At 66.0% G+C, this 16949-nt stretch carries 16 protein-coding genes; 13 read left to right on the top strand and 3 right to left on the bottom strand.

Going from position 1 to position 16949, the window contains the following annotated elements; genetic code table 11:
• The first annotated feature begins 11 nt into the window (after positions 1-11).
• Both GOQ09_RS05555 and GOQ09_RS05560 read left to right on the top strand, forming a co-directional pair.
• Positions 12-1064 (top strand): ABC transporter ATP-binding protein, encoded by a 1053-nt coding sequence (locus GOQ09_RS05555; protein WP_157612397.1) that lies wholly within the window; start codon positions 12-14, stop codon positions 1062-1064.
• Between the two features lie 12 nt (positions 1065-1076).
• Complete coding sequence (locus tag GOQ09_RS05560; protein WP_157612399.1) at positions 1077-1718, top strand: HAD family hydrolase; 642 nt, start codon at positions 1077-1079, stop codon at positions 1716-1718.
• On the opposite strand, the gene GOQ09_RS05565 is transcribed toward GOQ09_RS05560, so the two are convergent.
• A complete protein-coding gene (locus GOQ09_RS05565; protein WP_157612401.1) occupies positions 1705-2382 on the bottom strand; it encodes a lipocalin family protein in 678 nt (225 codons plus the stop codon). The two genes, GOQ09_RS05560 and GOQ09_RS05565, sit on opposite strands and share 14 nt — an antisense overlap.
• Before the next feature lie 241 nt (positions 2383-2623).
• Between GOQ09_RS05565 and tal the strand changes: the two genes are divergently transcribed.
• Both tal and pgi read left to right on the top strand, forming a co-directional pair.
• Positions 2624-3583, top strand: coding sequence for a transaldolase (tal, locus tag GOQ09_RS05570; RefSeq protein WP_157612403.1), 960 nt, complete (start codon positions 2624-2626; stop codon positions 3581-3583).
• Positions 3584-3585: 2 nt separating this feature from the next.
• Positions 3586-5142, top strand: coding sequence for a glucose-6-phosphate isomerase (gene pgi / locus GOQ09_RS05575; protein WP_157612405.1), 1557 nt, complete (start codon positions 3586-3588; stop codon positions 5140-5142).
• A gap of 310 nt (positions 5143-5452) precedes the next feature.
• On the opposite strand, the gene GOQ09_RS05580 is transcribed toward pgi, so the two are convergent.
• The gene (locus tag GOQ09_RS05580) at positions 5453-6514 is read right to left on the bottom strand and encodes a 4-hydroxythreonine-4-phosphate dehydrogenase PdxA (protein ID WP_157612407.1); all 1062 of its coding nucleotides are present in this window, start codon (positions 6512-6514) and stop codon (positions 5453-5455) included.
• A gap of 46 nt (positions 6515-6560) precedes the next feature.
• The gene (locus GOQ09_RS05585; protein ID WP_157612409.1) at positions 6561-7535 is read right to left on the bottom strand and encodes a Bug family tripartite tricarboxylate transporter substrate binding protein; all 975 of its coding nucleotides are present in this window, start codon (positions 7533-7535) and stop codon (positions 6561-6563) included.
• Between the two features lie 92 nt (positions 7536-7627).
• Here GOQ09_RS05585 and GOQ09_RS05590 point away from each other — a divergent pair, with 92 nt between their 5' ends.
• The 9 genes from GOQ09_RS05590 (at position 7628) to GOQ09_RS05630 (ending at position 16943) form a co-directional block, all read left to right on the top strand.
• Entirely contained in the window at positions 7628-8563 is a 936-nt protein-coding gene (locus GOQ09_RS05590; RefSeq protein ID WP_242631009.1) for a LysR family transcriptional regulator, read from the top strand.
• A gap of 175 nt (positions 8564-8738) precedes the next feature.
• The gene (locus GOQ09_RS05595) at positions 8739-10049 is read left to right on the top strand and encodes an ABC transporter substrate-binding protein (protein ID WP_157612412.1); all 1311 of its coding nucleotides are present in this window, start codon (positions 8739-8741) and stop codon (positions 10047-10049) included.
• A 142-nt stretch (positions 10050-10191) separates the two neighbouring features.
• Positions 10192-11049 (top strand): carbohydrate ABC transporter permease, encoded by an 858-nt coding sequence (locus GOQ09_RS05600; protein WP_157612414.1) that lies wholly within the window; start codon positions 10192-10194, stop codon positions 11047-11049.
• Positions 11050-11060: 11 nt separating this feature from the next.
• Positions 11061-11885 (top strand): carbohydrate ABC transporter permease, encoded by an 825-nt coding sequence (locus tag GOQ09_RS05605; RefSeq protein WP_157612416.1) that lies wholly within the window; start codon positions 11061-11063, stop codon positions 11883-11885.
• A gap of 17 nt (positions 11886-11902) precedes the next feature.
• Positions 11903-12940 (top strand): ABC transporter ATP-binding protein, encoded by a 1038-nt coding sequence (locus GOQ09_RS05610; protein ID WP_157612418.1) that lies wholly within the window; start codon positions 11903-11905, stop codon positions 12938-12940.
• Between the two features lie 85 nt (positions 12941-13025).
• Positions 13026-14414, top strand: coding sequence for a D-arabinitol 4-dehydrogenase (dalD, locus tag GOQ09_RS05615; protein ID WP_157616600.1), 1389 nt, complete (start codon positions 13026-13028; stop codon positions 14412-14414).
• Positions 14411-15199: an L-iditol 2-dehydrogenase gene (locus GOQ09_RS05620; protein ID WP_157612420.1), complete on the top strand. Its 789-nt coding sequence runs from the start codon at positions 14411-14413 to the stop codon at positions 15197-15199. The genes dalD and GOQ09_RS05620 overlap by 4 nt, the downstream gene beginning before the upstream one ends.
• Positions 15200-15279: 80 nt before the next feature.
• The gene (locus tag GOQ09_RS05625) at positions 15280-15951 is read left to right on the top strand and encodes a transaldolase family protein (protein ID WP_157612422.1); all 672 of its coding nucleotides are present in this window, start codon (positions 15280-15282) and stop codon (positions 15949-15951) included.
• A gap of 23 nt (positions 15952-15974) precedes the next feature.
• Complete coding sequence (locus tag GOQ09_RS05630; RefSeq protein ID WP_157612424.1) at positions 15975-16943, top strand: carbohydrate kinase family protein; 969 nt, start codon at positions 15975-15977, stop codon at positions 16941-16943.
• The last annotated feature ends 6 nt before the right edge of the window (positions 16944-16949 follow it).

Genomic DNA, 16949 nt, shown 5'->3' on the forward strand with positions numbered 1-16949 from the left:
GAGAAATACACATGAGCAACGGCATCGAGTTCCGCAACGTCACCAAGCGCTATGGCACCGACAGGAACGGCCCGCTGGCGGTCAAGGGCATCAGCTTCGAGGTGCCGGTCGGCACGCTCACCACCATCCTCGGCCCTTCGGGCTGCGGCAAGACCACCACGCTGCGCATGATCGCGGGGCTCGAATCGCCGACATCGGGCTCGATCCTGATGGGCGGGCGCGACGTCACCACGCTCGGCCCGGCCGAGCGCAACGTGAGCATGATGTTCCAGAGTTACGCGCTCTTCCCGCACATGAACGTGATCGAGAACGTGGGCTATGGCTTGCGCATGAGCGGCGTGAAGAAGGACGAGACCACCGTTCGCGCGCGTGATGCGCTCAAGGGCGTGGGCCTGGTCGGCTTCGACGAGCGGCTGCCCAGCGAACTCTCGGGTGGCCAGCAACAGCGTGTGGCGCTGGCACGCGCCCTGGTGCTGGAGCCTGCGGTACTGCTGTTCGACGAACCGCTGTCCAATCTCGACGCCCGCCTGCGCCGCGAAATGCGCGAGGAGATTCGCGCGCTGCAGCAGCGCCTGAAGCTCACTGTGGCCTATGTGACGCACGACCAGAGCGAGGCGCTGGCCGTGAGCGACCAGATCATCGTGATGGACCACGGCGTGATCGCCCAGCGCGGCACGCCCGAGCAGCTCTACGGCCGGCCCGAAAGCGAGTTTGTGGCGGGCTTCATGGGCGAGGCGATGGTTTTTCCGGCCGTGGCGCAGGCTGATGGCAGCGTCACCTTCGGCCCGCTGCGCCTGCAGCCGCGCCATGCGGTCGCACCCGGCGCCGTGAAAGTCGCGGTGCGCCCCGAAGCCTGGAACATCGGCGCCGCCGAGGCGGCCCAGGGGTTGCCTGCCACATTGCGAAAGGCGGCCTACCTGGGCAGCTTCTACGAATACGGCTTCGACACCCCGATCGGACCCGTCTTCGTGGTGTCGACCGATCTTTCGCGCCCCCTGGCCGCGGGCGCACAGGCCACGCTGTCGCTGGCGGCGCACGGCGTGAGCGTGGTGCCCGGCGCATGAAACAATGGCGCCATGAACGTGGTTTTCGATCTTGGCGCCGTGCTGCTGGCATGGGAGCCCACCCGGCTGGTGCAGACCCATCTTCCCGAACACGCTCCCACTGAGCTTGCCGCCGCGGCGCTCGGGCGGGCGCTGTTCCACCATGATGACTGGCTGTGCTTCGACTGCGGCACGCGTTCGCTCGAAGACGCCATTGCGCGCATGGCCCAGCGCCTGTCTCTTCCCGCCGCACGGCTCGACGAGATGCTCGGCACGCTGGGCGAGCGCCTGGAGCCAATTGCGGTCACAGTCGAGCTGCTCGAAGGGCTGTTCGCGCGCCGGGATGCCGGCGAGGCGCTGCGCCTTTACTACCTCTCGAACATGCCTGCGCCCTATGCGCGCGCCATCGAGCGCCGGCACGGCTTCATCCGGCGTTTCGATGGGGGAGTGTTCTCAGGCGACGTGAAGTTCATCAAGCCGAATCGCGAAATCTACGAGCTGCTGGCGGTGCGCCATGCGCTCGATCCCCAGCAGACGGTGTTCATCGACGATTCGGCCGCCAACGTGGAAGCGGCGCGCGCCTTCGGCTGGCACGCTATTCATTGCACCCACCCCGCCGCGCTGGCGGCGCAGCTCGGGCGTTACCTGCCGTCCGTCTCGACTACCGGGCGGTAAGCACCACCTTGGTCGTGTCGAAGCCCAGGCTGGCAGCGTAGTCCAGCTCGGCCTGCAACGCGTCGTCTTCCAGCCGGGGGGCGCGCGAAAGAACCCAGAGGTACTCGCGGTCGGGTGTACCCACCAGCGCCACCTGGTAGTCGCGGTCGAGCTTCAGGATCCAGTAGTCGCCCCACACCATCGGCAGCCAGCTCAGCCAGGAAGGCGCAAAGCGCACTTCGAGCCGGCCCGCGCCGGGCTGGCCCGCCACCGGGACCACACGCGCCGTGCCCACCGCCTCGTCGAAGTTGCCGTCAGGCCGCACGCAGCGGTTGATGACCTGCAGCGTTCCGTCCGGCTGGGGTGTGTACTCGGCGGTCACAGGGCCCGCGCACTGCTTCTGGAAGCGGTTCGGCAGGCGGGCCTGTTCGTGCCAGACACCGGCATAGCGCTGGACATCGACCGGCGCCACAACCTGCAACGGCGCGCGCATGAGCGGTGCGCCGTCGGCGGGGCCGGGCAGTTGCGCCCGCGCGGTGCGGCCGGCGCCAAGGGCGAGCCACGTGGCCACGCCGCCCACGACGAAGGCGGTGGCCAGGGTGCCGATGGCCGAACTGGTGCGGCGGTCGTCGAAAGGAGCGCGGTTCGCTGCTGCGGAAGCTGCGGAGCGATGGCGGAAGGACATTGGAGGCACTCCTGTAGTGGGAAAGCATCAAGGCGGGAAGCCGCAGGCTAGCTCCTGAACGCAAGCGCTACCGTCAGCGGCGGACCACAGCCCATGTAGGGCAGGGCAGCCGGCGTACAACCCTGTCGGCCGAAGGCCGATACGGCGCGGCGAAAACCCGTGCTACGGTGCGCATGAAAACATCGGCCCCGGCGCAATAGCGTGCAGGACTTGTCATCACCCGCACAGGATAATCTTCGACATGAATCAACTCGATGCTCTCCGTCAATGGACCACCGTGGTTGCCGACACCGGCGACTTCAAGCAACTCAGCATTTCCAAGCCGCAGGACGCGACCACCAATCCGTCGCTCATCCTCAAGGCGGTGCAAAAGCCCGAGTACCGGCCGCTGCTCGACGAAGCCGTCAAGGGCCATGCGGGCAAGCCGCTGGACGAAGTGATCGACCGGCTGCTGGTGCGCTTCGGCGCCGAGATTCTTTCGATCATTCCGGGCCGAGTGTCGACCGAGGTCGACGCCCGCCTCTCGTTCGACACGGCCGCCACCATTGCGCGCGGCGAGCGCATCGTGGCGCTCTACAAGGCCGAAGGCATCGACACCGAGAAGCGCCTGCTGATCAAGGTGGCCTCCACGTGGGAAGGCATCCAGGCGGCGCGCGCGCTCGAGCAGAAGGGCATTCGCACCAACCTCACGCTGCTGTTCTCGTTTGCCCAGGCGGTGGCTTGCGCCGAGGCGGGCGTGCAGCTCATTTCGCCTTTTGTGGGCCGCATCTACGACTGGTACAAGAAGTCGGCCGGCGCCAAGTGGGACGAGGCGGCGAGCGCGGGAGCCAACGATCCGGGCGTCAAGTCGGTGCGCGAGATCTACAACTACTACAAGCAGCACGGCATCAAGACGGAGGTGATGGGTGCGAGCTTCCGCAATGTGGGGCAGATCCAGGCACTGGCCGGCTGCGACCTGCTGACCATCAGCCCCGAACTGCTGGCCGAACTGGCCGCCAGCAACGAGCCGCTCGAACACGCGCTCGACGCCAAGAAGACCGCCGCAACGGCCAGCGTGGAGAAGCTGAGCTACGACGAGCCGAGCTTCCGCTTCGCTTTGAACGAAGACGCCATGGCCACCGAGAAGCTCGCCGAGGGCATCCGCGCCTTTGCGGCCGACGCCGTGAAGCTGGAAAAGCTCATGCAGGAAAGCGGCAAGTAAACATGGCCATGACCCTTCGCTGCGACCGCGCGCCCGCTTGGGCGCAACTGCAAAGCTACTTCGAAACTGCGGGCCGCCAGTTCGACGTGCGCCACGCCTTCGTCGACGACGCGGGGCGCTTCGAGCGCTTCAGCCAGGAGGCGCCTTACGTCTTTGCCGACCTGTCGAAGAACCTGATCGACGCGCGCACCGAGGAAATGCTGCTCACGCTGGCCCGCGAATGCGGCCTGGAGGCGCATCGCGATGCAATGTTTGCCGGCGAGCACATCAACAACACCGAAGAGCGTGCGGTGCTGCACACGCTGCTGCGCGCGCCGGCCAATGCCGCGGTCGGCAAGACCGCGGCCGAGCTGCGCGAAGTGCACGCCACGCTCGACGCGATGCTGGCCTATGCCGAGAAGGTGCGCGGCGACCACACGATCACCGACGTGGTCAACATCGGCATTGGCGGCTCCGACCTCGGCCCGCAAATGGCGGTGCTGGCCCTGGCCGAATTCACCGCGCCGGGCAAGCGCTTTCATTTCGTTTCGAACGTCGACGGCCGCGAGCTCGACGGCGTGCTGCGCGACCTGGCACCCGAACACACGCTGTTCCTGATTGCATCCAAGACCTTCACCACCACCGAGACGATGACCAACGCGCTCTCGGCCAAGCGCTGGTACGAGCAGTCGGGCGGTACGGACATTGCCGGCCACTTTGCCGCACTCACCACCAACGTGGAAGCCGCGAAGCAATTCGGCATCGACACGACCTTCGGCTTCTGGGACTGGGTGGGCGGCCGCTATTCACTCTGGTCGGCCATCGGCCTGCCGATTGCGCTGGCAATCGGGGCCGACGGTTTCCGCCGGTTGCTGGCGGGCGCGCATGCGATGGACCAGCACTTCCGCACCGCGCCGCTCGAACAAAATTTGCCGGTGCGCCTCGGCCTGCTCGACATCTGGTACCGCAACTTCCACAAGTTCACGAGCCGCGGCATCGCGCCGTATCACAGCGCCTTGAAGCGCCTGCCGGCCTACTTGCAGCAGCTCGAGATGGAAAGCAACGGCAAGCAGGTGGACGCAAGCGGCAAGCCGCTGCCGAATGGCTTGGGCACGTCGCCCGTGCTCTGGGGCGAGCCCGGCACCAACGGCCAGCATGCCTACTTCCAGATGCTGCATCAAGGCACGGACGTGATTCCGCTCGAATTCGTGGCGGTGCGCGACGCAGCGCACACGCTCGAAGGCCACCACGCCAAGCTGCTGGCCAATGCGCTCGCACAGGCACAGGCATTGATGGTCGGCAAGCTCGATGCCGGCGGCCACAAGAACTTTCCGGGCAACCGGCCGAGTACTTTCTTCGTGTTCGAGAAACTCACGCCCGAGTCACTCGGCGCCTTTCTCGCAATGTACGAGCACCGCGTGTTCACCAGCGGTGCGCTGTGGGGCATCAACAGCTTTGATCAGTGGGGCGTGGAACTCGGCAAGGTGCTCGCGAAGGACATCGAGCCGCGTCTTGCTTCGGGCGACATCATGGGGCTCGATGCTTCTACGGCCGGGTTGCTGAAGCGTCTGGGTTCCTGAGCTGCTTCGGTTTCCAGGGCCGCAGGGGATATTCAGGGCGCACCCGCCGACGGGGTACCTTTCTCCGGGAATGTCCCCCGGCCTGCGGCCTCCTCCTTTATTTCGCTGCGCAAGGCACCCCATCGACGGGAGCGTCATACGCGCGAGTCGTTGATCAGCGTTGCATCAGCAGCGTGTCCAAGTGCACAGGGCATCGGGTGCTCCGCGCAGCGAAATAAAGGAGGAGCCGAAGGCGGGGGACATTCGCGGAGGGGAGTACCCGGTGGCCTGTGCACAAGCCCTGAACGGCGGCGCATCCACACCGCACCTCTCAAACCGTAGCCGCCTCAGCAGACGCCCGCACGGGCGCACCACTGGCCATTCGCACGCACAAGTCGAAGGCCTGCTGCAGCCCTTCAATCTGCGCGACGCCCTTGCCCGCAATGTCGAAAGCGCTGCCGCTTGCCGAGGTGGCCACCGGCACCGGCAGGCCGCCGTGCAGCGTTACACCCTGCTCGAAGCCCATGAGCTTCATCGCGATCTGGCCCTGGTCGTGATACATCGACACCACCGCATCCACATCGCCCCGGCGTGCACCGATGAACACCGTGTCGGGCGAGAACGGACCGCGGGCGTCGAAGCCCTCTGCGCGCAGCTGTTCGATGGCCGGCGCGATGATCTCGATTTCTTCCATGCCGATGGAGCCGCCGTCCCCCGCATGCGGATTGAGCCCCGTCACCGCAATACGCGGTTGTGCCACACCCGCGCGGCGCAGCGCCGATGCAATGATCTTCACCGCGTCGCTCACGCCTTCCATCGTGATGTGGGCCGCCACGTCCTTCAGCGGAATGTGCGAGGTCACGCGCGAGGTCCATAGCGAACCCGTGAGGTTGAACTCGCAGACGAAGCCCTTCACGGCAAAGCGCTCCTGCATGTAGCGCAGCTCGTCTTCATGCACCAGGCCGCCCAGGCGAAGCGAGTGCTTGTTGAGCGGCGCAAAGAGAATGCCGTCGGCTTGGCCGCGCCGCACCGCCGCGGTGGCGAGTTCCAGTGCTTCGAAAGATGCGCGGCCCGAGGCCTCGTTCGATTCGCCGAGCACCGGCTCCCGCCCCTCCATCCAGTCGCGCAGCAGCAGTGTGGGGCGGCCGTCCTCGAAGCGCAGGTCGTCCAACCGGTCGACCTGCAGCGGGTCGAGCTTCACGCCCGCCACGCGCTCGCCCGCGGCCAGCACCACCGGGTCGGCAATCAGCAGCACGCGCGCGGCGTCCAAGTTGCGCTGGCGCGCGAGCAGCTTCACGGCCATCTCGGGGCCGATGCCGCTCGGGTCGCCGAGCAGCACGGCGATGCGGGGCTTGGCGGAGATCACGCTCGGGGTCTTCGATGGGGTGGGCATGGAATCGGGAATGAAGTGGAGGAAGAAAGAAAAGGAAAGGAAAGCCTCATTCGGCCTTGATGTTGGCGTCGCGCACGAGCTGCCCGTAGTGGTCGAACTCCTGCTTGTTCATGGCCGCGAAGGCCTCGCCGGTGATCACGCCGGGTTCGCCGCCGAGGCCCTTGATGCGCGCCTGCACATCGGGCAGCTTCAGCGTGCGCGTGAGCTCCGTGCCGAGCCGCTCCACCACCGGGCGCGGCGTGCCGGCCGTCACGTAGAGGCCGTACCAGGTCGAAACATCCGCGCCCTTGATGCCCTGCTCGGCCAGCGTGGGCACGTCGGGCAGTTCAGGCGAGCGCTGCGGCGCGCTCACGGCCAGCGCGCGGAACTTGCCGGCCTTGATCTGGCCCATGGCGGAAGAGGTGCTGTCGAACATCATGTCGACTTCGCCGCCGATGATGTCGATGTGCGCCTGCGAGCTGCCCTTGTAGGGCACGTGAATCGACTTCATGCCCGTGGCCAGGTTGAACGCCTCGCCGCCCACGTGCTGCGTGCTGCCGATACCGGAGGAGGCGTACTTGAATCCGCCCGGCTTGGCCGTCATGGCCGCGACCAAGTCTTTCACCGACTTGTAGGGCGAGCTGGCCGACACCACCAGCACGTTGGGCATCACAGCCACGAGGCCGATCGGCTGCAGGTCTTTCAGCGGGTCGTACTTGAGTTTGAGGATGTGCGGTGCCACCGCCTGCGCGGTGTTGGTGGCCAGCAGCAGCGTGGTGCCGTCGGCTGCGGCGCGCGCGGTGAGTTCGCCGGCAATGGTGTTGGATGCGCCGGGCCGGTTCTCCACCGTGACGGGCTGCTTGAGCACCGGCGCGAACTTGTCGGCCAGCACGCGCGCCAGGATGTCCGTGCCGCCGCCGGGCGAGGCGCCGACCAAGATGCGCAGCGGCTTGTCGGGGTACGCCGGTTGCGCAACGGCCATGGCGGTTGCCAGTGTCAGCGCGGCCGCGCTCGCCGTGCGGGCAAGAAAAGAAAGCTTCATCGGGTGTGTCTCCTGCTTGTTTGGCACCAGCTTAGGGACCTTCGCGCGCCCGATCCAATCGAAAAAGCCCGAAGCTCCATATACTTTTGTGCATGACTTCTGGTTCAGGCCTGACCGACGCATCGCTGATGCTCCATGTGCGGCCGCGCCAGTTGCTCCTCCTGGCCCGGCTCGACGCCCACCGCCACCTGGGCCGTGCGGCCGAGGCCATGAACATCAGCCAGCCGGCCGCGACCAAGCTGTTGCAGCAACTGGAGGATTCGCTGGGCGAAAAGCTCTTCGAGCGCCTTGCGCGCGGCATGGAGCCCACGCCTTATGGCGAAATCCTGATCCGCTATGCCCGCCGCGTGCTCAGCGACTTCGGCAGCGCCCGGGAAGAAATGCTCGCGCTGCGCTCGGGCCTGAGCGGTTCGCTGCGCGTGGGCAGCGTGCCCGGCGCGGTGCCCGAGCTGCTGGCGCCGGCTCTGGTCGAGTACCACCGGCGCCACCCGCAGGTGGCCATGTCGGTGGTGGTCGAGACCAGCGATGTGATGCAGGCGCAACTGGAGCAGGGCGACGTCGACCTGGTGCTGGGCCGGCTCACCGACAGCCACGACGAGGCCAAGTACGCCAGCGTGCCGCTGCTGGGAGAGTCGCAGGTGGTCGTGGTGCGCGCCGCGCATCCGGTGTTCGAGCGGCCCACTGTCACGCTGGCCGAAATGGCGAATTGGTCATGGGTGCTGCAGCCGCCCGGCTCGCCGCAGCGCGGGCGCTTCGAGGCGGCCATGCGGGAGGCGGGCATTCAGGCGCGGCTCGACATCATCGAAACGGCATCGCCCATTGCCATTACCGCCTTGCTCGAGAACTCCGACATGGCCGCCGTGATGCCGGCTTCGCAGGCCGGCCACTACGCCCGCCTGGGCGTGCTGCGCACCGTGCCGGTGGAGCTGCCGGTGCGCGTGCCGCCGATCTGCCTCATCACCCGGCAGGACCGCGCGCTTTCACCCGCCGCGGCGCAGTTCAGGCGCCAGCTGCTGGGCGGTGCCTGAAGTCTTTGGATTGAGGTTTTCCATGCTGTATTGCGTTAACTAGGGAATCTCCTAGCCAATTGGTGCATGAAAGTACCATGGCAGGCGGATGAAGTACCAAACCCGCAAGCGCGTTTCTCCAGAATCCCGCCACGGCGACCCAAACACAGGGCGTCGCTCACCTCTAGGAGACAACATGAAGCGTTTTCTGAAAGCGGGCCTCGTCCTCGCACTCGCCGGCACGGGGCTCGCCTCCCAAGCCGCCACCGAACTCGTGATTGCCACCGTCAACAACGGCCACATGATCGAGATGCAGAAGCTGACGCCCTTCTTCGAAAAGGCCAATCCGGACATCAAGCTCAAGTGGGTGACGCTCGAGGAAGGCACGCTGCGCCAGCGCGTGACCACCGACATCGCCACCAAGGGCGGCCAGTTCGACGTGATGACCATCGGCCTGTACGAAGCGCCCATCTGGTCGAAGAAGGGCTGGCTCCAGCCGATTGCCACCGACGCCGCCTACGACGCCGACGACCTGCTGCCCGCCATTCGCGCCGGCCTGTCGTACGAAGGCAAGCTCTACGCCGCGCCGTTCTACGGCGAGAGCTCGATGCTCATGTATCGCAAGGACCTGGCCGACAAGATCGGCTTCAAGATGCCCGAGCAGCCCACCTGGGCGCAGGTGAAAGAACTCGCCGGCAAGATCCACGACCCCAAGGCCGGCGTGTACGGCATGTGCCTGCGCGGCAAGCCGGGCTGGGGCGACAACATGGCCTTCCTGACCACGCTGGTGAACACCAACGGCGGCCAGTGGTTCGACATGCAGTGGAAGCCGCAGATCGACACCAAGCCCTGGAAAGACGCGATCAACTTCTACGTCGACATGATGAAGTCGTATGGCCCGCCCGGCGCGTCGGCCAACAGCTTCAACGAGAACCTCGCGCTCTTCAACGAAGGCAAGTGCGGCATGTGGGTGGACGCGACCATCGCGGCCTCGTTCATCAGCGATCCCAAGCAGTCGAAGGTGGCCGACAAGGTCGCTTTTGCCCAGGCACCGGTGGCCGTGACGCCCAAGGGCGCGAACTGGCTGTGGACCTGGAACCTGGCCATTCCCGCAAGCTCGACCAAGGGCGCCGCCGCGCAGACCTTCGTGAAGTGGGCCACTTCCAAGGAGTACGTGAACCTGGTGGCCAAGGAGCATGGCTGGGCCACGGTGCCCACCGGCACGCGCAAGTCGACCTATGCGAACCCCGAGTTCCAGAAGGTCGCCAAGTTTGCCGCGGCCGAGAAGAAGGCCATCGATACGGCCAACCTCAGCGACAGCACCTTGCCCAAGTCGCCGTACGTGGGCGTGCAGTACGCGGCCATTCCCGAGTTCCAGGCCATCGGCGTGGCGGTGGGCCAGCAGATGAGCGCGGCGCTGTCGGGCAAGGTCACGGTGGACCAGGCGCTGAAGACATCGCAGACGGCGGCTGAGCGGGAGATGAAGAAGGCTGGGTACTACAAGTAAGCCGGCTTTCTTTCTTGCTCCCTCCCCTTCCGGGGGAGGGCAGGGTGAGGGGGCTGCGTGCCCATGACCGCCCCTGCACGCCCTCACCCCAACCCTCTCCCGCAAGCGGGAGAGGGAGCAAACAGCCTGAGAGGAACACAAGATGAAACGACTCCTGCCCCGGGCCCTCATGGCGCCCGCCGTGCTCACGCTCCTCCTGTGGATGATCGTGCCGCTCGTGATGACGTTGTACTTCTCGTTCGTGAACTACAACCTCATGCAGCCCGGCGAACGCACGTTCGCGGGCATCGAGAACTTTCACTACTTCGTGACCGACCCCGACTTCTGGCCCGCAACGTGGAACACGCTGATGCTGATCGGCAGCGTGATCGTCATCACGGTGGTGCTGGGCGTGCTGCTCGCGCTGCTGGTGAACGAGCCTTTCCCGGGCCGCGGCATCGTGCGGGTGCTGCTGATTTCGCCGTTCTTCGTCATGCCCGCAGTCAACGCGCTGCTGTGGAAGCACATGATGATGAACCCCATCTACGGCATCCTGGCCGACGTGTGGCGCTTCTTCGGCGCGCAGCCGGTCGATTGGCTCACCGACGTGCCGCTGTTCTCGGTGATCGTCATGGTGGCCTGGCAGTGGCTGCCGTTCGCCTGCCTGATCTTCATCACCTCTTTACAGTCGCTCGACCGCGAGCAGATGGAGGCCGCGCGCATGGACGGCGCTAGTGCGTTCCAGCGCTTCTTCTACCTGACCATTCCGCACCTCGGCCGGCCGATGGCGGTGGTGATCATGATCGAGATGATCTTCCTGCTCAGCGTATTCGCCGAGATCGCCATCACCACCAACGGCGGCCCGGGCAACGAGAGCACCAACATGACCTACCTGATCTTCAAGCAGTCGCTGATGAACTTCGACGTGGGTGTGGCTTCCGCCGGTGCGCTGTTCGCGGTGGTGCTGGCCAACATCGTGGCCGTGTTCCTCATCCGAATCATCGGCAAGAACCTGGATTGATGGAGCAACCAATGCAACCCAGCAACTTCCTTCCGCAACTGCTGCGCACCGTGGGCGCGTGGGCCGTGGCGCTGCTCCTGTTCTTTCCGCTCGGGTGGCTGTTCCTCACGGCCTTCAAGACGGAGCTGCAGGCGATTCATGTGCCGCCGCTCTTCATCTTCGAGCCCACGCTCGACAACTTCGGCGAAGTGCAACGCCGCAGCGACTACCTGCTGTATGCGCGCAACTCGCTCATCACCAGCCTGGGCTCGACCGTCATCGGCCTGCTGATCGCGGCGCCCGCGGCGTACTCGATGGCTTTCTTCCGAACGAAGAAGACGCGCGACATCCTGATGTGGATGCTCTCCACCAAGATGATGCCGGCCGTGGGTGCGCTGGTACCGATCTATGTGCTCGCGCAGACCGCGGGCCTTCTGGATTCGCTCACCGCGCTCACCATCGTGTTCACGCTGTCGAACCTGCCGATCATGGTGTGGATGCTCTACAGCGCCTACAAGGACATTCCGAACGAAATCCTCGAGGCGGCGCGCATGGACGGCGCGAGCCTGTGGACCGAGTTCCGCCACGTGGTGCTGCCGCTGTCTGTGGGCGGCCTGGCATCGACCGGCCTTTTGTGCCTGGTGCTGAGCTGGAACGAGGCCTTCTGGGCGCTCAATCTGAGTTCGGCCAAGGCTGGCACGCTGGCCACGCTCATCGCCTCTTACTCCAGCCCCGAGGGCCTGTTCTGGGCCAAGTTGTCGGCCGCTTCGCTGATGGCCATTGCGCCCATCGTCGTTTTCGGGTGGTTCAGCCAGAAGCAGCTCGTCCAGGGCCTGACCTTCGGCGCCGTCAAGTAAAGAAAGGGAGACACCTCATGGCCTACCTGCAACTCAAAGAGATCAAGAAGAGCTTCGGCGACGTCAACATCATCAAAGGTGTGGACCTCGAAATACAGAAGGGCGAGTTCATCGTCTTCGTCGGTCCCTCGGGCTGCGGCAAGTCGACGCTGCTGCGCCTTATTGCGGGGCTCGAGCCCATCACCAGCGGCAACCTGCTGCTCGACGGCAAGGACATCACTTGGGCGCCTTCGGGCAAGCGCGACCTGGCCATGGTGTTCCAGAGCTACGCGCTCTATCCGCACATGAGCGTGTACGACAACATGTCCTTCGCGCTCAAGCTCGCGGGCGTACCCAAGGGCGAGATCAAGACCAAGGTCGAGTACGCGGCCAAGACGCTCAACCTGACGCAGTACCTCGACCGCACGCCCAAGGACCTGTCGGGCGGCCAGCGGCAGCGCGTGGCCATCGGCCGCGCCATCGTGCGCGCACCCAAGGTGTTTCTGTTCGACGAGCCGCTGTCCAACCTCGATGCGGCGCTGCGCGGCAATACGCGCGTCGAGATCCACAAGCTGCACCGCTCGCTCGGCGCCACCACGATCTACGTGACGCACGACCAGGTCGAGGCCATGACGCTGGCCGACCGCGTGGTGGTGCTCAGGGACGGGCTCATCGAGCAGGTCGGCACGCCGCTCGAGTTGTACGACCGGCCGGCCAACCAGTTCGTTGCCCAGTTCATCGGCATGCCGTCGATGAACATGGTGGCGGCGAGTGCGATTCCGAGTTTCTCGGCCGCCACTGGCGGGCGCCTTCCGAGCGATGGCTTCCTGGGGGTGCGGCCCGAAGGCCTGCGGGTGCATTCGAAGCAGGGCGCCGCCGCGGGCGTTCCGGGACGCGTCGAGCTGATCGAAGCGTTGGGTGCGGACACGCTGATCCATGTCGACGTGGGCGGCGTGCCGCTCATCGCGCGCCAGAACGAGCGCACTCCGCTGCATGCGGGCGACGAGGTGACAGTCGAACTCGACCCCAGCGTGCTGCATCTCTTCAATCGCGAAGGCCACGCGGTCTCCGCCTGATTCTTCAATCTTCTTCCGGACATTTCCCGTGACCCTTGCAGCAGCGCCTCTTGCACCAACACCACCGGCTCTTTCGGAGTTCACGGTGCTTCACCTTGGGCTCGGCTCGTTCCATCGGGCCCACCAGGCGGTCTACTTGCAGCGGCTGATCGATGCGGGCGACACCCGCTGGTCGCTGTCGGGCGCCAACATCCGGCCCGACATGGCCGATGTGGTGGCGGCCCTGCAGGCCCAGGGCGGGCGCTACACGCTCGAAACCGTGTCGCCGGCCGGTGAATACCGCTACGAGCAGATCGAAGCCATCCGCGAGGTTCTGCCTTACGAGCCCTCGCTGGCTGCGGTCGTCGCGCGCGGGGCGGCGCCGTCCACGCGCATCGTGTCTTTCACCGTGACCGAGGCGGGCTACTACCTCGACACCAAGGGCAAGCTGGACCTCACGTTCGGCGACCTTGCTGCGGACATCGAGCGCGCCCGCCTGGGCGAAGCAGGGGGTGACGGCGTGACCATCTACGGCGCCGTCTGCGCGATCTTGCGCGCACGCAAGGCCGCGCAGGCGGGCCCGGTCACGCTGCTCAACTGCGACAACCTGCGCCACAACGGCGACCGCTTTCGCGCCGGGTTGCTGGAGTTCATCGAACGCGCGGGCGATACCGAATTGCTCGCGTGGGCGCAGTCGAACACAGCCTGCCCGAACGCAATGGTCGACCGCATCACGCCGCGCCCGCCGCCCGAACTGCGCGCGCGCGTAAAGGCCGCCACCGGCCGCGATGATGCCGCCGCGATCACCGGGGAGAGCTTCATACAGTGGGTGATCGAAGACAACTTCGTTGCGGGCCGTCCCGATTGGGGCCGCGTGGGCGTGGAGCTTGTCGATTCGGTGCAACCGTACGAAGAAGCCAAGATACGCATCCTCAATGCCACGCACAGCTGCATCGCGTGGGCCGGCACGCTGATCGGGTTGAGCTTCATCCATGAAGGCACGCACCATGCGGCCATCCGCAAGATGGCGTTCGACTACGTGACCGACGACGTGATCCCGTGCCTCAGCCCGAGCCCGATCGATCTTGCGGCTTACCGCGACGTGGTGCTCGACCGCTTCGGCAATCCCGCGATCCGCGATACCAACCAGCGCGTGGCGGCGGACGGCTTCTCGAAGATCCCCGGTTTCATCGCGCCCACGGTGCGCGAGCGGCTTGCGGCGGGGCAGCCGATCGACAGCGTTGCGATGCTGCCCGCGCTGTTCCTTGCCTTCTTGCAGCGCTGGCATCGCGGGGCGCTGCCGTATGCGTATCAAGACCAGGGCATGGACGAAGCCGCGGCGCACGCCATTTGCGATGCTACCGATCCGGTGCTGGCGCTGTGTTCGGACGCCGGACTGTGGGGCGCCATCGCAGGCGATGCGCGGCTGGTCGAGGCCGTGCGCGGCGCGAGCGCACGCGTGGCAAGTTTCATGAATGCAGGAGCAACGAAATGAGCGAACGTCTGAAGAACCGTCACGTGCTGCTGACGGGGGCCGGCGGAGGCATTGGGCTTGCGGTTGCCGAGGCGTGCATTGCCGAGGGCGCGCGCTGCAGCGTGGTCGACCGCATGGCGGCTGCGCCTGAAGCAGTGCGAACCGTGTTGCAGAAGCATCCCGACCGCCTCGCCTACATCGCGGCCGATGTCACCGATACGAAAGGGATCACGCACCTTCTCGCAGAGGCTCAGGTCGCCTTCGGCCCCATTCACACGCTGTTCAACAACGCGGCGGTGTTCGACCTCGCGCCGCTGCTCGACAGCGACGAGGCATCCTTCGACAAGCTGTTCGCGGTCAACGTGAAAGGCATGTTCTTCGTCATGCAGGCGGTGCTGCGCCACATGGTCGAAGCCGGCACGCAGGGCGCGTCGGTCATCAACATGGCCTCGCAGGCGGGGCGACGCGGCGAAGCGCTGGTGTCGCACTACTGCGCCACGAAGGCGGCCGTCATCAGCTACACCCAGAGCGCGGCGCTGGCCATGGCCCCGCATGGTATTCGCGTCAACGGCATTGCGCCGGGTGTGGTCGACACGCCCATGTGGGACCATGTCGACAGCCTGTTCGCCAAGGCCGAAGGGCTGCCGCTTGGCGAGAAGAAGCGGCGCGTGGGCCTGGAGGTGCCGCTCGGCCGCATGGGCATGCCGAGCGACATTGCGGGCGCAGCGGTATTTCTTGCCAGCGACGAGGCGCGCTACATCACGGCGCAGACCTTGAATGTCGATGGTGGGAATGTCATGAGTTGAGATGACATTCGCGGAGGGGAGCGCCCGGTGGCCTTTGCACGCGCCACCAACTCTCCGTATTCTGTGCGTCAAGCAAAGCCATGAACCAAGATTTCCACCTGTATCTAGACAGCGCCGACCTGGCCGAGCTGAAGACGTGCCTGCCGCACCCAGTCGTTCACGGCGTAACAACCAATCCCACGTTGCTTCAACGCGCAGGCATCAGCCGCGGCGAAGTACCGGGTCTGCTGAAGCGCTGCATCGAGCTGGGCGCGCGGCAAGTGCAGGCGCAGGTGTATTCGAGCGATGTCGACGGCATGCTCGAAGACGCTGAAAACCTGCTCTCTCACTTCGACCGAGGACAACTCGTGGTGAAGATTCCCGCCACGCGCCAAGGCCTCGATGCCGGCGCACGGCTTATCGCGCAAGACGTGCCGGTGACGTGGACGGCCGTGTACGCGCCCGAACAGGCGCACTTTGCCGCGCAACTGGGCGCGGCGTACGCTGCACCGTACCTGGGGCGGCTCGAAGACGCCGGCATCGACGGGCTGGCACTCATTGCGCAAATGCAGGCGCTGGTGGCGCAGCGGCCTTCATCCGGCACGCGGCTTTTGTTGGCGAGCATCCGCTCGCGCGAGGCGTATCTTTCGCTGCTGGGGCTCGGCGTGGGTGCCATCACCATTCCACCGCGCCTTTTTGCCGAACTGCTCGATCATCCCGCCACGCTGGCTGCCGAGAGCGGCTTCCTGGCCGACGCGCGCGCCATGGGCTGAGAGAAGAAGAGAATCCAACCACCATGCGTATTGCACTCACGGGCGAAGCCCTGATCGATTTCACCGCCAGCGAGGCAGGCACTCTCGGGTTTCTGGGGCACGAGGGCGGCTCGCCGCTCAACACTGCAGTGGCGTGCGCGCGCCTGGGCCAACCCACCGGCTTTCTCACGCAACTGTCGACCGACCTCTTCGGCGAGCGGCTGATGGATTTTCTCGAGCGCAACGGCGTGGACACCAGCTTCATTCTGCGCAGCAATGCGCCGTCGACCCTGGCCTTTGTCGAGCGCACGCCGCAGACCAATCGCTATGCGTTCTATACCCGCGGCAGTGCCGACGCGACCTGGGCGCCCGAGCCGCTGCCGCAGCTGCCGGCGGACTGCCGCTTTCTGCACTTCGGGTCGATCTCGCTGCTGCAGGAGCCGGCGGCCACGCGCATCGCCGAACTGGTCACGGCCAACGCGGGACGCCGCGTGATCGTGTTCGACCCCAATGTGCGGCCGAGCCTGATTCCCGACATGCCGGCGTATCGCACGCGGGTCATCGAGTGGCTTGCAATGGCCGACATGGTCAAGCTCAGCGACGAGGACGCCGAATTGCTCGCCCCCGGCCGGCCAGTCGATGCACTGGCGGCGGAGTGCCTGCAGGCCGGTGTGCATGCGGTCATCGTCACGCGCGGCGGCGCCGGCGCCACGCTCTGGCGCACCGGGCGCGAACCGCTGACCGTGGCGGCGCCGCGCGTGGAGGTGGTCGACACCATTGGCGCGGGCGACACCTTCACGGCCGGCCTCTCCGTGTCGCTGCTAGCGCACGGCGTGGGGCACCCGGCCCAGCTTGGCGAACTGAGCGACGAGGCCTGGCGCGACGTGATGCGCTTTGCCGCCACGGCCGCGGCGCTGAACTGCACCCGCGAAGGTGCCGATCCACCCACGCTCCAGGCGGTCGAGGCCGCACTCGCGCAGCAGGACAATGAGCCTGCCGCGTCCCGGCCATGACCTCCG

It is taken from the genome of Variovorax paradoxus (assembly GCF_009755665.1).
GTDB classification, from domain to species: Bacteria; Pseudomonadota; Gammaproteobacteria; order Burkholderiales; family Burkholderiaceae_C; genus Variovorax; species Variovorax paradoxus_G.